This is a genomic window from Paeniglutamicibacter sp. ORCA_105, assembly GCF_045798545.1.
Taxonomy (GTDB): domain Bacteria; phylum Actinomycetota; class Actinomycetes; order Actinomycetales; family Micrococcaceae; genus Paeniglutamicibacter; species Paeniglutamicibacter sulfureus.
In genome coordinates, this window is sequence record NZ_JBIXLM010000025.1 from 1 (window position 1) to 14,135 (window position 14,135).

Here is a 14,135-nt window from a genome sequence, read left to right on the forward strand (position 1 = left end):
CGCTGTGGCTGTTGGATCCCTTGTGGCTGGGCATAGAACACCTCGGCAATCTATTGTCTTCCGTGGATATTTTCCTGCTCGCCAAAAGTCAAACACGACCCCTCGGACGGAGCAACGATTTTGACATCCGTTGGAACCCACACGCTGCACAGATTCGTTCAGTTGGTTTTGTCCGTTCAACAGTTACTCCGCCGCATGGGACCGAAGCCCAGACACGGGGTCCGATGGCCGGACTCCTTGCCCGTGTCGGTCATCCAGGGCGATGGGCCATCGCGCCCACCGTCTCGTCGAGCGGGGCCTAAGGACCGGCGGGATCTTGATTTGCCCGCGATGCGCATGCAGGGGGGCAGGCTGAGACTTCCATGCTCAGGTCCCCGTGAGATTGCCGGCGTCACGACAGGGAAAAAATACGAAACGTGACCACCATAACGACTACTCACGGCATGCGGGAGATCACTTTAGGCCCTAAGATTAGTGTTTACGGTTAAGCAAAGAGCCGTTGGCATGCCTTTCGGGATCTAACCCCTAGCGAATGCCCCCAGACGTACCGGAATCCCGGTCTTTTCCATGGGGCATGGACGCGTTCGATCCCAGGCACAACGGAAACGGCAAATTGAACGTGGCCTGTAACACGACCGCACATCCCGACGCAGCTGAATCGTCCATCAGCGACTATCTCCAAGGCTTGATTCTGGAGAGCAATGACATTGAAGAGTTCCTCAATGGCCTCGCTAGCCATGCCGCACGTATTCTCTCCAACGACGATGACCAAGTGTTGTGTGGAATCACCCTGCTGCGAGACCGGAAGGCCGCAACCGTTGCCAGCAGCAGTGATCACGCTCGGCAAATGGACGAAATCCAATACAGTTTCGGCGACGGCCCATGTATGACCGCAGCCCGAGACCATGTGACGATCGAGATCCCGGACCTCGATGCCGAACTAAGGTGGCCTGAATACGCAGCGGCCGTGCGCCGGTATGGCATCCGCTCGGTATTGGCCGTGCCCTTCGATCTCGAGGACGACGCAAAAGCGGCGTTGAACCTGTACTCGGTGACCCCTGAAAGGTTCGATGCGGAGGCCGTGGAGGCCGCCAAGAGCTACACGGGGCAAGTCAACAAGGTCTTGCGACTCGGATTGCGCCTCGCACGCCTCGTTGAGACTGCCGCCCATCTACGGTCGGCGCTGGAATCACGAACCATCATTGACCTTGCCGTTGGTATCATCATGGCCCAAAACCGGTGCAGCCAGGAAACCGCGGTGGAAATTCTCAAGTCGGCGTCAAATGGGCGCAATCTCAAGCTGCGTGACATTGCGGACACCCTGGTGCGGTCCATCAGCAGGGAAGCGACTCACACGCATTTCGACTGAGGCATGTCGCTTGCGTGGTATTTGAGTGGGCCTGTTTGGTCGGCAACAAGGCCTGCCGACCAAACAGGCCCAACACTGCACCATATGGATCCTTGGTTCTGGCGGTGTGACGCTGTCGCCGACCGGCCAGATCAAATAACTCTCGGTGGAGTGCGTCCTCCCGTGCTTCTGTGCCTTGTGGGACGGCAGCCTTTCGGCTTTCGGCGGGTGTTTTGGCAACATCACTCGGGCGGGCCAGCCAGTTCCGGCACGTGTGGTTCTCTCTACAGCGCCAGCCCGGCCAACGCCTCAGACGTTGGCCGGGCCAAAAGCACCGTGAGAGATGGCCTAGACCATGGCAGGCTGCGAAGTCCGTTCAGACTGTTCCCGGATCAGATTGCCCGAATTGACCATCAGGCCCATCATGTCAAAAACTACCGTGGCCGCGGCGAGCGAGGTGATGTCGGCATGATCGTAGGCCGGGGCGACCTCGACGACGTCGGCGCCGACGAGGTTGATGCCGCTTAATCCACGCAGCAGGCGCAAAAGCTCGCGGGAGTGCAGACCGCCCATTTCCGGCGTGCCGGTACCCGGGGCGAACGCAGGATCCAGCACGTCAATGTCAACCGACAGGTAGACCGGGGTGTCGCCCAAGCGCTCGCGCACCTTCGCGATAGCCGCAGGGACGCCGATATCGTCGATGTCCGTGGAGCGGATGATCTGGAAACCGAATTCGTGGTCGCGCAGGAAATCCTCCCGGTCGTACACCGGGCCCCGGATGCCCACATGCATCGACTTGTCCTCGATCAATAGGCCCTCCTCGAAGGCCCTGCGGAACATCGTGCCGTGGGTGATCGGCTCATCGAAGTAGGTGTCCCAGGTATCGAGGTGCGCATCGAAGTGCAGCAGAGCGACCGGTCCATGGACCTTGTTCACCGCCCGCAGCATCGGCAGGGCGATGGTGTGGTCCCCGCCGACGGCGATGACGCGCTTGTCCTTGGCCAACAGCGGCAGGGCCTGTACCTCGATCTGCTCCACGGCCTTGCCGATGTCGTACGGCGTGCAGGCCACGTCTCCCGCATCCACGACCTGGACTGCTTCGACCGGGGTGACGTCGAGTTCGACGTGGTAGCCGGGGCGCAGCAGGCGGGAGGCCTCGCGTACCGCGGCCGGCCCGAACCGGGCGCCCGGGCGGAAGGAGGTTCCGCCATCGAAGGGTACGCCGAGCACTGCGATGTCGTAGTCGGGGACCGCATCGATCTGTGGAAGGCGGGCGAAGGTTCCAAGCCCGGCGAACCGGGGGACCTTGGTGGCCTCGACGGGGCCGATGGGCTGGTGCTTGCTCATACGAGGGTTCCTTTAACTGTCGTTTCTACGGTCTTGTCGTTGGGCTTGGTGTGTTTCTTTTTGCCGTCCCCTGAGATGTCGGCGAGGGAACGGTTGGCCGTTTCGGGGGCCAGGATGAAGGTGGCGATCAGCCCCACCAGGGAGATCCCGGCACCAATCAACAGGGCGCCGGAAGCACCGAAGCTGATGATTGCAACCGGCATGAGGTAGGTGCTTGCCGCCGAGCCCACCCGGCTGATCGCGGTGCCGAAGCCGACGGCGGTGGCCCGGATCTCGGTGGGGAAAAGCTCGTTGGGGTATACAACCTCAAGGAAGCTGGAAGCACCCGAGGCCAGGGCAAAGATTGCCAGGGCCGTGAACAGGGTCTTTGGGCCGACACCGGGGATGAACGCTGGGGCCGCCAATGCCAGGACAATGATGCCGAAGGTCCACAGCAGCAGCTTGCGCCGTCCGATGCGCTCGACCAGCCACAGGCCCGGGATGCCGCCGACGACAAAGAGCAGGGAAATCAGCAGCGACCCGCCGTAGAGGTTGGCATCCCCGTCCAGGCCGAATGAGGCGAGCAGCTCCGGGGCGAAGGTGTAGACCGCGAAGAGGGGGATGACTTGGGCGGTCCAGAAAATTGAGACAAAGAGGGTGCGGCGCCAGAACTTCTTGTTGAAGATGTCGGCGAACGTGGCTGCGCGCTTGCCGGTGTCTTCGTCCTCGCCGAGCGAATTGACGTCGTAGTCGTTGCCGTAGACCTTCTTGATGACGGTGCGTGCCTCGTCGACTCGGCCGCGAGAGAGCAGCCAGCGCGGGGACTCCGGGGTGCCCAACCGGAACAGCAGGGTGATGATGGCGAAGATGGCCGGGCTGGCGAGCATCCAGCGCCAGGCGTCCGGCCCCACGCCGCGCATGGCGAACCCGACGGCGAATGCGGCGGCCGCGCCGACGGCCCAGACCACGAACGTGGCACCCAGGAGCCGGCCGCGATGCTTGCGTGGGAGGAACTCAGCCAGGAGCGAGGTTGCTATCGGGTAGTCGGCTCCGATGGCGACGCCCAGGAGGAAGCGCCATAGCACCAGCTGCCAGATATCTGTGGAGAAGGCACTGAGGATGGAGAAGACCGCCAGGGCAATAAGGTCCAGGATGTACATGGTGTGGCGGCCGACCTTGTCGGTTACCCAGCCAAAGACGCCCCCGCCAAAGAAGATGCCGACCAGGCTGGCGGCGCCGACCATGCCGATTTCCTTGGGGCCCAGGTCAAGCGCCGGGGTCATGGTGATCAGGGCGATTCCAATGATTGACAGGGCGTAGCCGTCAATGAAGGGACCGCCGGAGGAAAACACGGTCAGCTTTTTATGGAACCGTGTCAGTGGCGCATCGTCAATGAGGCGAACGGAGGTGCTCATTGCGGGCTCTTTTCTCTCTGGTGCCCGAAAATACGGGCTGGCTAGTGGTGTGGTTCCATCATTCGTGATCCGAGTCACGACGACAATCGACATGTGTCAACTATCGCTCGCACCGACTAGACATTTGTATGAGGGGTCGCGTTTGATGGGAGGATCCCGCCGGAACCACGGCGGTGCCTTGGACGTCGAAAAAAGGGAATGCGCAATGGCCATGAGCGTGAAGGAGCTGCTGGACGAACCGCAATTGGGTCTGCAGTTGGTGGCCGGGGCGCAAGGGCTGGGGCATTCGATCACCTGGGCGCACACATCGGACCTGCCCAGCCTCTGGGAATGGGTGTCACCGGGGGTGCTCTTAATGACCAATGGCCTTTCGATCCCGTCGAATCCCGCGGGGCAGGTCCACCTCGCCCAAGCGCTGGCGGACGCAGGGGCTGTGGCGCTGGCGGTGGGAGAGAAGATGCATTCGCCGGACTTCTCCGACGAGTTCCTCAAGGCCTGCGATTCCTTGCCCCTTCCATTGGTCTCCGTTCCCTACCCTCTGCCATTTATGGCGATCTCCCGGTCCATTGCCGAGGCGAGCCTGCTCGAGGAATCACGCCGGATCAAGCAAACCGCTCGCATCTACGATTTGTTGCGCAAGGCCACGACGCCCGGCGAAACCTGGTCCCAGCTACTCGAGGGGATTGGGAGGGAAATCGACGCCCGGCTATATGTGGTGGATGATCGCTGCCTGCATACCTGGCAACCGGGGGATGCCGCCCTGCCCGATGATGTGCTGGAGCATGTGCGGCGAATCAGCACCGAATCCACGGCAGAGACCCGCCACTTTCTGTGGAGTTCCGACGGCGGGGACTCCATGATGCTCATGGATATTCCCACCCATCCGCATGCCTTGCTGGTCGTGTTGCCCGCGGGGAATGCGCAACCGGACGGAGTCGTCCTGTTGCATTCGGCCACCGTGCTCGGATTGGGGCTTTCGCGCTCGGCATTGTCCATGGAAAGCCGCTTCCAGTCGGGAGGGGAATTCTTGTTGCAGTCATTTGAAGGACGCATAGGGGTGGCTGAAGCCGCGCGCCGCCTCGAGGAGTTCGGACTGCAGGCCGGCGACTTACGACTGGTCGCGGTACCGGCCCGATCCGAAACGGGCCTGCCGCAGGTCCACCGCGCTTTGTGGCGCCATGGAGTTAACAGCATTTGTCTAGCGGGTGAGGGGAAGCTGCATTTGCTCGTCTCCGAAGATTGCCCCGAAGATCTGCTGCAGCACGTCTTTGAAGCCAAGCTGCCCATTGGCCTGAGCACTCCGGTCGGAGTCGATGAAATTCAACGTGGCCTACGCGAATCCTTGTGGGCGTTGGGACAGGCTGTGGCCCAGGGTATTCGGCTGGTCGGGTATGCGGACGAGGGAAACTGGTTCGGGATGCGCGGGCACCGTGACGGCGCGGCACTGGTGCAGAGACTGCTCGGACCGGTGATTGAGCACGACCGGGTGAACCAAACCGAATTCATGGACACTCTCCGCAGCTATCTGGAAAACCAGCGCTCGGCACAAAAGGTTGCAGCGTTGCTTTTTGTCCATCGGCAAACCATCATCTATCGCATCCGCAGGATTCGCGAACTCACCGGGCTGGATCTGGCTGAATCCTCCGCGGTAGCCCAATTGTGGCTGGCCTTTCAGGCATATGAGGCGATAGGCCCTGCCGAGCGACCGTGACGGGACGGGCCCGACTTGCCGTTGTCCAGCTGGATTCGACCTGCCGCCAGGCGGGGCGTGTGAAGCGAGCCTCTCGAACCGAACGGTGCGCGTTGCGCTGGCCCTAAGAATCTTGTGCACCGATGCCGCCTGGTCCCGCGCCACGAAGTACCAGGTGCCCTCCGCCGCGCGGTGCTTTGGCGAGAGGGTTGACGAAGCGCTGAACCCAGCACGGACTCCTGCTGTGACTCCGGCATCCCAAGAGCAAAGGCGGTGATGCACCTGCAACCCGCGGTGCCTTTGGCAAATCCGACACTGTGATGTGTGGTGATCTACGGAACAACTCCGATGGTTGTAGCTTCAAGTAAATCGTGTCATACTTGAAGCAAGAACATCCCACGATCACGCCTCAGGAGCTGCCAAGATGAACAACATCACCCAAGATCAACTGTCCGCCGATCTGGCCATGGGCACCGTCATGCTCAAGGTCGGGGACATGAAGAAGATGAGCGCGTACTACCAGAAGGCCCTGGGCCTCGAAGTTCTTTCGGAGGGACCGGCGGGGACAGGCCTGGGCCGTCGTGGTCTCGAGCTCGTTCACCTTTCAGATGGCACGGGCTTGAACCTTCCCAGCCGCGGTGAAGCGGGCCTCTTCCACACGGCGCTGCTCTTTGACACGCAGTCGGACCTGGCTGCCACTGTGCTCTCTGCCGCCCAGTTCGACGGCTCTCTGTTCACCGGCAGCTCCGACCACCTGGTCTCCGAGGCCTTCTACTTCAACGATCCCGAGGGCAACGGCATCGAGCTCTACTGGGACCGCCCGCGTGACACCTGGACCTGGAACGGCGACACCGTCGCCATGGATACCATCTACCTGGATCCCAATGACTACCTCAACAAATACCTTAACGAGGCGGCCGTGAGCGGATTGACCGCCGCGAATGCCGGCATCGGCCATGTGCACCTGCAGGTGGGCGACGTCGCCACTGCGGAGAAGTTCTATGTCGACACCCTGGGCTTTGCCAAGACCACGAGCTTCCACGGACAGGCACTCTTCGTCTCCGCTGGCGGCTACCACCACCACATGGCCATGAACGTGTGGAATTCCCGCGGCGCCGGTCCCCGCAAGGACACCCTGGGCCTGGGTGAAGTCGTCATCACCGTCCCGAACCAGGACGAGGTCGGCGCCCTTGCCGAGCGCCTCAAGGTTGCCGGGATCTCCAGCCACCACACCGGCGCCGAGCTGCGCTTCGAAGACCCGTGGCGGAACCAGCTGCGCGTCGCGGTTGGCTAATGCCATTCGCAAACCGCGACGGCGGGCCGGGGGCTTCACGATTTCGCGTGAATCCCCGTCCCGCTTTCTGCAGTGGCGATCTTCCGTGACTGGCGGTCATGGTTTTGCCAGTAAATGCCGATGAAACCACCGGGTTCCATGACTAGGGTTGAACGATGCATTTACGCTTGAGCGAACTACGCCCTCACTTGGTTGCGAACCGGATCTTTTTCATGGGTCCCGGCGCCAAGTCGATAGAAGCCACCGGAGCCAGCTACGGGGATGACACCCAGATTAAGTTCGGCGACGACCTGCGCCTTGAGCCCTATGCCACCTATTGGGCAGGCAGCGGCCGGCACCTGGTGAGCCTGGGCTCCTTTTCATACACCCATTCCCGCCTGCCGCTTTCGGCCAAGGTGGGGCGCTACACCTCCATTGCCAAGGGCGTGAAGGTCATGGGCGCACGGCATCCGCACGAATGGGCCTCCACCAGCCCGGTCTTTTACAACCGCCGGCTCATGATGGAGACCTTTGAGCGGGATAGGGGAGAGCAGCCCACCTACCGGAAGTTCGATTACACCCCGAATCCGGTCACCATCGGCAACGACGTATGGATCGGCGAGGACGTCACCCTGGGCCACGGCGTGACGATTGGCGACGGGGCGGTGGTGGCCTCCAACTCGATCGTCACCCGCGACGTTCCTCCATATACCGTGGTCGGCGGGGTACCCGCCAAGACCATCAGGCCGCGCTTCGATGAGGAAACCACCAACGATCTACTGCGCAGCAGTTGGTGGAACTACTCGCCCACCGCATTGAACCAATTGGACATCCGGAATCCGGCGGAGTTCGCCCGCGGTGCCATCGGCCTCATCGAGGCGGGGGCCATCGAACCCTACCGGCCGGAAGTGGTCACGGGCCGCGAGCTGGCCGCGGCCGTTGCTGGAGCCGGCAGCTACACGGCCTGAGGCAACCAGGAGCGCGTAGCCCCTACTTCAAGCCGCCAGGTTGGTGGTGAGCTGCGCTTCGAGCAGCCCGGCAGCAATCGGCGTCGTCCGCACCGTGCTGTTGGATGCCTCCCAGAACAAGTGCCCGACGCCGGGCGGGTTTCCCGTGCCGGTGCGCACCGCGGTGGTGCCGCTGTTGTGCGCCTTGACCTTGCCGCCCACCGACAGGGTGTCCACCGCTCCGTCCGGATCCAGCGTGGCCACGGCGTCGGCGGTGGTGACGATGCCCCGGGCACGTTCGTGGTCTAGATATTGCCCCAGGGTTTCACGTCCAGGGCGATCGACGACAGCCGCATCAACACGCCCTTGACCTGAAACGCGCCTGTGCCGCCCGAGGTTGGACAGGTTGCCGGCGATGGCGGGTTTCGGCAGCCTGCCCCGCGGCCGGGGCAGGGGTCAGCCGAACACCGGTGAATGCGCGGGAACCAACACCCTGACCGCGGCCGGGGCGATCCCGATCGTTGCAGGCAGGGCTCCGACCCTTTCCCCGTCGGCATAGATGTTCAGCGGCCGGTTGGCGCTGATGGTGATCTCCCGGCCGAGGGTGAAGGAAATATTCCCTTGGCTCAGGTGGGTGCCGCGGTAGGAACGGAGGAAGGTCAGCGCCACGCCCAGGATCGAGGCCTTCCCCAGGGACACCACGTCCAGCAGGCCGTCGTCGGCCCTGGCTCGTGGGCAGATGTGCAGTCCGCCGCCGTACTGGCCGACGTTTCCCACCGCGATGAACCAACCCGGAACGCAGCTCTCCACGCCGTCCACCTTCAGCGTGAAGGTGACGTTGCGCCATTCCAGGAACGCCTTGAGCCCGCCGTAGAGGTACACGAAGGGGCCGAGGTTGAGCCGGGCGCTGTTCCCGTACTCATTGGCCAGTCCGTCAAAGCCGACATTCGCGACCCCGAAGTAGGCGCGCCCGTTCACCAGGCCCAGGTCCAGCTCGCGGACCACCAGCCGCGCCAGGTTCCGCACGGCCTTGACCGGGTCCAGGTCCAACCCGATGCGGCGGATGGTGTCATTGCCCCGGCCCCCGGCCAGGGGAAGCAAGATGGCACCGGAGGCCCTGGCTCCGGCCGCGGCGGCGCCCAGGAACCCGTCCCCGCCCAACGCCGCCACCAGCGAGCCGGCGGGCGCTTCGCGCGCGCGGCGGGTGGCCTCCTGAAGGTTTTCGGTGACGTGCACGACCGGGGCGAACCCCGCTGCATGCAGGGCGCCGGCGGTTTCCTCCCAGAGTTTCAGGCCGCGGCCGCGTCCCGAGGTTGGATTGACCAGCAGCAGGGCCGGGCCTCCCGATGGCGCCTTCACGTGCCGGTTCCTTCCGGGTGCGGGGTGTCGGAGGCCATCGCCAGGATCTCCCCGGCGCGGGGGCGGGCCCTGGCCGCGTCCCCGGGCACCAGGGACAGCCGGGTCCTGCGCTCCAGCAGGTCTTCGATGGTGGTTGCCCCTTCGGCGCGAATGGCGAACAGCAGTTCCGCGCCGGTGATCGCGCATCCGTCAAAAAGCGGTTCGGCCAGCAGCGGGTGTTCGCCGCCGAGCCGGTGCACCGCAACCGCCTCCGTGCCGTGCTTGGCCACCAGGCGGGCCGGGGCGTCGAGGGTGGCCAGGGCCGTGCGGCTTGCGGCACCGACCAGCGGAAGCTTCTTGGTGCGGCTCGGGGTGGTGACGCCGAGCCGCACCGCTGCTGCGTCCACCGCGTCCTGCGCCATGCGGCGGTAGGTGGTCAGTTTCCCTCCCACCACGGTGATGGGTTCCCCCGGACCGTCCTTCACCAGGTGCCGGCGCGAGACGTCCGCGGTGCCCTCGGGCCCGCCGGCGTGCCGGGACCCGACCAGCGGCCGCAGCCCGGCGAAGGACCCGATGACGTCGCCGCGGCCCAGAGGCCGGTCGAGCACGCGGTTGACGACCTCGAGCAGGAAGTCGACGTCGTGCTCGGGAACGGCGGGGCGGTAGCCGTCGGCGTCGCGGTCTTCCTCGTCGGTGAGGCCGATGTACACCACGCCCCCGGGCTGGGGCAGCACGAACACGTACCGGCCGAAGTGGCCCGGGATCCCCACCGTGTGGGCGGCCTGCGGGTTGCCCAGGCGTTCGGCCCGCACCACCAGGTGGCTGCCGCGGCTCGGGGTCACCGCCAGGCCTGCATCGAAGCCGGCGGCCCAGACCCCGGCGGCATTGATGACGGTCCGCGCGCGCACCTCCACCGCTTCACCGGTGCGCGTGTCAACTGCCTCCACGGCGTCTGCCGTGATCCCGGTGGCACGGACATCGCGCAGCACCTGCGCGCCGAGACCGGCGGCGGTGCGCACCACGGAGATGACCAGGCGGGCATCGTCAATGAGCTGCCCGTCCCAGTAGAGAAGCCCGCCGCGCAGTCCCGCGGTGTCCAGCGACGGCACCAGGTCCGCGACGGCCCGTCCGGAAAGCCACCGGGGCCGCGGCAGCACGCCGCTTCCCAGGCCCGAGGCCCGGCGCAGCAGGTCATAGAGCGACACGCCGGCCCCGGCGGCGGCGGTTTCCCGGCACCGGGCGCCGGTGGTGTGGGGAATGATGAACCCCAGCGGGCGGATGAGGTGCGGGGCGATCGTCTCCATCAGCAGGCGCCGCTCCACCGCCGATTCCCAGGCGACCGGGAAATCGCCCATGGCCAGGTAGCGCAGGCCGCCGTGGACGAGCTTGGAGCTGTAGCCGCTGGTCCCGGAGCCGAAGTCCCGGGCCTCCAGCAGCGCCACCGACAGACCGCGGCTTGCCGCATCCAGGGCCACCCCGGCCCCGGTGATCCCGCCGCCGATGACCGCCACGTCCACGGTGTGCGTGCGCACGTGTTCGAGGGAACGCCGCCGGGTGGCGTCGTTGATCCAGGTGGGATCCCCTCGGCTCATCGGGTGGCCTCCGGTTGCGGGGCCAGATGCCGCAGAAGCATCCGTTCGAGCTCTCCCAGCGAATCCTCGAAGGCTCCGGTCTTGCGCAGCAGCCGCGCCGAGAGCGCCACGCCCTGCAGGACCAGCAGCAGCGTGGTGGCGGTGGCGGCGGTGGCCTCGATGCTGTGGTCCGCCTGGCCCGCGGCGATCAGCGCATCGAGCTGGTCAAGGATCAGCTGCTGGCTCGCGCCGAACCTGTCGGTGACGTAGGGGATGAGGAACTCGGGGTCCCGCTCGGCAATCGAGTCCAAAAGCTCCGAGGTGGCAAAGACGCGCACGCTTTGAATGGCGAAGTGCACCAGTTGCTCGCGCCCGGTGCCGGCGGGGGATGCGGAGCGGACGCCGGCCGCTGCGGTGCGGAACTCGCGGGTCAGCGTGGCGAGCACCGCGTTCTCCACCGAGCCCATCCGGCGATAGAACGTCATGCGGGAAATCCCCGCCCGTTCGGCAATGTCGTTGGCGGTGGTGCGGCGCACCCCGTGCAGGACCACTGATTCCCGCGTGGCCAGCAGGAGCTTTTCGTCGCCGGGTCCGGTGGTACGTTGTGACTTCATGTGTCACACTGTATCGCATGGTGACGCAGAACACAGAGAAGATTCCCCACTCCGTTTGGTACGGCTGGGGAGACCCTGAACGGGCGAAGCCTCTGGCGGCGGCCGGGCTCGAATACCTACGCACCACCCTGGGACTGGACAGCGTCGACGCCGTGCATCCGCCCGTAGGCTTCGACGAGGTCAGGGTCGGACCGGTGGCCCTGGGGGACGAGGTGTTGGGGGAATTGCGCGGGATCTGCGGTGCCTCCCATGTCTCCACCGAACGGGCCGAACGCATCCTCCACTCCGGGGGCAAGAGCACTCCTGACCTGCTGCGCATCCGCTCCGGGGACGCAATGCAGGCACCTGATGCGGTTCTCTTCCCCGGCAGCTCCGACCAGGTGCGCGAGGTCCTGGAATTGTGCGTGCGCCGGCGCCTGGCCGTGGTCGCCTTTGGTGGGGGAACCTCGGTGGTCGGGGGAGTCGAGCCGCAGCGCGGCCCGTTCTCCGGGGTGCTCGCCCTTGACCTGCAGCGCATGGACAGGCTGCTAAACCTCGACACGCTTTCGCGCACCGCCACCTTCGAAGCGGGCATCCGCGGTCCCGCCATCGAGGCGGCGCTGGAGCCGCTGGGCTACACGCTCGGTCACTTCCCGCAAAGCCACCAGCAAGCCACCCTCGGCGGCTATGTGGCAACGCGTTCCGCCGGGCAGGCCTCCACCGGATACGGTCGCTCCGACGACCTGGTCAAGTCCGTCCACCTAGAAACGCCAGCCGGTCCGATGGACGTCGGCTCGCCCGCCCCGGGCAGCGCCGCCGGGCCCAGGCTGCTGGACGTTGTCGTGGGATCGGAGGGCACGCTGGGGGTCATCACCTCCGCCACGGTGCGAATCCACCCGTTGCCCGCATCCAGGAGCCACGGTGCCTGGTCCTTCGAATCCTTCGCCGCCGGGGCCGAGGCACTGCGCCGTCTGAGCCACGAGGGCGTCCGCGGGGACATGCCCCACGTTTGCAGGCTCAGCGACACCGACCAGACCGCGGCGACCTTCAGGCTCGGCGGCCCCAAGACCGCTGCCATGGCCGGATACCTCGGGCTGCGCGGACAGGAAACTCCCGCGCTGGCCCTGTTCGTCTGGGAAGGATCACAGCGCGAAACCGCCGCCCGCAAGCGACGCAGCGCACGGATCCTGCGCGCCGCCGGGGGCATCCACCTCGGCCCGCTCCCGGCGCGGGCCTGGGAGCGCGGGCGCTTCTCCGGGCCGTACCTGCGCGACGAGCTGTTGACCCGCGGGGTGTATGTCGAGACCCTGGAAACCGCCGCCAGCTGGACCAAGCTCGATTCCACGTACACCGCGGTCCGCGGCGCCATCCTCAACGCCCTGGAGACCCGCGGCGGCACGGGGTACGTGCAGGCCCACATTTCCCACGTTTACCCGGACGGCGCCTCCCTCTACTTCACCTTTCTCGGCGGGCTCGAGCCGGACGGGCTGGCACAAAACGCCCGCATCAAAAAGGCCGCCTCCGAGGCCATCGTCGCGGCCGGCGCCACCATCACCCATCACCACGCCGTGGGCACCGACCACGCTCCCTACCTGGAGGCGGAAATCGGGGCGCTGGGGATCGAGGTCCTCCGGGGCATCAAGGCGACCCTGGATCCGACCGGCATCATGAATCCCGGAAAACTCATCCCCGCACCCGCACCCGCACCCGGAAACGCAACGCCCGCCAACGCAACGCCAACAAAGGAGCAGCCATGAACCCCGCCATCGGAACGCTGGCCGGATCGACCGTCTTGATCACCGGGGCCGCCATGGGCATGGGCAGGATGTATGCCCGCCTCGCGGTCAACGACCGCGCCAGCCACGTGATTCTCTGGGACATCAATGCCGGGCAGCTCGAGGAGGCGGCCGCGGAACTGCGCGGGGCGGGCAGTGAGATCCACACGCAGGTGGTGGACGTGGGCCGGCTCGAATCCATCGAGGAAGCCGCGGAGGAAGTGCGCAACGGCGTCGGGGCCCCGGACATCCTCATCAACAACGCAGGCATCGTGCGCGGCAAGTACTTCTGGGAACACGACCAGCGCGCCGACATCGCCGCGACCATGAACATCAACACCCTCGCGCTGATGCACATCACCCGTGAATTCCTGCCCGAAATGATCGCCCGCGGTCGCACTTCGCGGATCGTGAACGTCGCCTCCGCCGCCGGGCTGCTGGCCAACCCCAGGATGAGCGTCTACTCCTCCTCCAAGTGGGCGGTCATCGGCTGGTCCGACTCGCTACGCCTGGAACTGGTGCAGGCCGGGCACCAGCACATCAAGGTGACCACCTTCTGCCCCTCCTATATCAAGACCGGCATGTTCGCCGGCGCCCGCGGGCCGCTGCTGACCCCGTTGCTTGAGCCCGAGCCGGTCACCGAGCGCGTGTGGCGGGCCATGAAGGACGGGCAGCCGATGCTCATGATGCCGTGGACCGTGAAACTGAGCGCCGCGCTGCGCGGGGTGCTGCCGATTGCCGCCTGGGACGTGGTGGCCGGGCGCGTGTTCGGCGTGTACAAGTCGATGGAGCACTTCACCGGGCGCAAATAGGGACACGGTGCTTCCGGCGTACGGATGCCGTCCCAAGGAGTGGAGCG

The 14,135-nt window shown here is 65.5% G+C and carries 12 protein-coding genes; 6 read left to right on the forward strand and 6 right to left on the reverse strand.

Translation table 11 applies throughout. From position 1 onward, the window contains the following. The first annotated feature begins 574 nt into the window (after positions 1-574). A complete protein-coding gene (locus tag ACIPUB_RS12905) occupies positions 575-1,369 on the forward strand; it encodes a GAF and ANTAR domain-containing protein (RefSeq protein ID WP_407607739.1) in 795 nt (264 codons plus the stop codon). A 327-nt stretch (positions 1,370-1,696) separates the two neighbouring features. Here ACIPUB_RS12905 and speB read toward each other — a convergent pair whose 3' ends face one another. Then, positions 1,697-2,695, reverse strand: coding sequence for an agmatinase (speB, locus tag ACIPUB_RS12910; RefSeq protein WP_407607740.1), 999 nt, complete (start codon positions 2,693-2,695; stop codon positions 1,697-1,699). Then, positions 2,692-4,089, reverse strand: coding sequence for an MFS transporter (locus ACIPUB_RS12915; RefSeq protein WP_407607741.1), 1,398 nt, complete (start codon positions 4,087-4,089; stop codon positions 2,692-2,694). The genes speB and ACIPUB_RS12915 overlap by 4 nt, the downstream gene beginning before the upstream one ends. A 211-nt stretch (positions 4,090-4,300) precedes the next feature. Between ACIPUB_RS12915 and ACIPUB_RS12920 the strand changes: the two genes are divergently transcribed. The 3 genes from ACIPUB_RS12920 to ACIPUB_RS12930 all read left to right on the forward strand — a co-directional run bounded on the left by ACIPUB_RS12920 (position 4,301) and on the right by ACIPUB_RS12930 (position 8,020). Next, positions 4,301-5,800, forward strand: coding sequence for a PucR family transcriptional regulator (locus ACIPUB_RS12920; protein ID WP_407607796.1), 1,500 nt, complete (start codon positions 4,301-4,303; stop codon positions 5,798-5,800). A gap of 403 nt (positions 5,801-6,203) precedes the next feature. Beyond that, positions 6,204-7,073 (forward strand): VOC family protein, encoded by an 870-nt coding sequence (locus tag ACIPUB_RS12925; RefSeq protein WP_407607742.1) that lies wholly within the window; start codon positions 6,204-6,206, stop codon positions 7,071-7,073. Between the two features lie 167 nt (positions 7,074-7,240). Beyond that, entirely contained in the window at positions 7,241-8,020 is a 780-nt protein-coding gene (locus ACIPUB_RS12930; RefSeq protein ID WP_407607743.1) for a CatB-related O-acetyltransferase, read from the forward strand. Positions 8,021-8,047: 27 nt separating this feature from the next. On the opposite strand, the gene ACIPUB_RS12935 is transcribed toward ACIPUB_RS12930, so the two are convergent. The 4 genes from ACIPUB_RS12935 to ACIPUB_RS12950 form a co-directional block, all read right to left on the reverse strand. Then, complete coding sequence (locus ACIPUB_RS12935) at positions 8,048-8,263, reverse strand: hypothetical protein (protein ID WP_407607744.1); 216 nt, start codon at positions 8,261-8,263, stop codon at positions 8,048-8,050. Positions 8,264-8,455: 192 nt separating this feature from the next. Further along, positions 8,456-9,358: a diacylglycerol/lipid kinase family protein gene (locus ACIPUB_RS12940; RefSeq protein ID WP_407607745.1), complete on the reverse strand. Its 903-nt coding sequence runs from the start codon at positions 9,356-9,358 to the stop codon at positions 8,456-8,458. Further along, positions 9,355-10,929 carry an FAD-dependent oxidoreductase gene (locus ACIPUB_RS12945; RefSeq protein ID WP_407607746.1) on the reverse strand — a complete coding sequence of 525 codons (1,575 nt, stop codon included), beginning with the start codon at positions 10,927-10,929 and terminating at the stop codon, positions 9,355-9,357. The genes ACIPUB_RS12940 and ACIPUB_RS12945 overlap by 4 nt, the downstream gene beginning before the upstream one ends. Further along, entirely contained in the window at positions 10,926-11,522 is a 597-nt protein-coding gene (locus ACIPUB_RS12950) for a TetR/AcrR family transcriptional regulator (RefSeq protein ID WP_407607747.1), read from the reverse strand. The genes ACIPUB_RS12945 and ACIPUB_RS12950 overlap by 4 nt, the downstream gene beginning before the upstream one ends. Positions 11,523-11,539: 17 nt before the next feature. On the opposite strand from ACIPUB_RS12950, the gene ACIPUB_RS12955 reads away from it, so the two are divergent. Further along, on the forward strand, positions 11,540-13,258 hold the full coding sequence (locus ACIPUB_RS12955) for an FAD-binding oxidoreductase (RefSeq protein ID WP_407607748.1): 1,719 nt from the start codon (positions 11,540-11,542) through the stop codon (positions 13,256-13,258). Next, positions 13,255-14,088: an SDR family oxidoreductase gene (locus ACIPUB_RS12960; RefSeq protein WP_407607749.1), complete on the forward strand. Its 834-nt coding sequence runs from the start codon at positions 13,255-13,257 to the stop codon at positions 14,086-14,088. The genes ACIPUB_RS12955 and ACIPUB_RS12960 overlap by 4 nt, the downstream gene beginning before the upstream one ends. Positions 14,089-14,135: the final 47 nt, after the last annotated feature.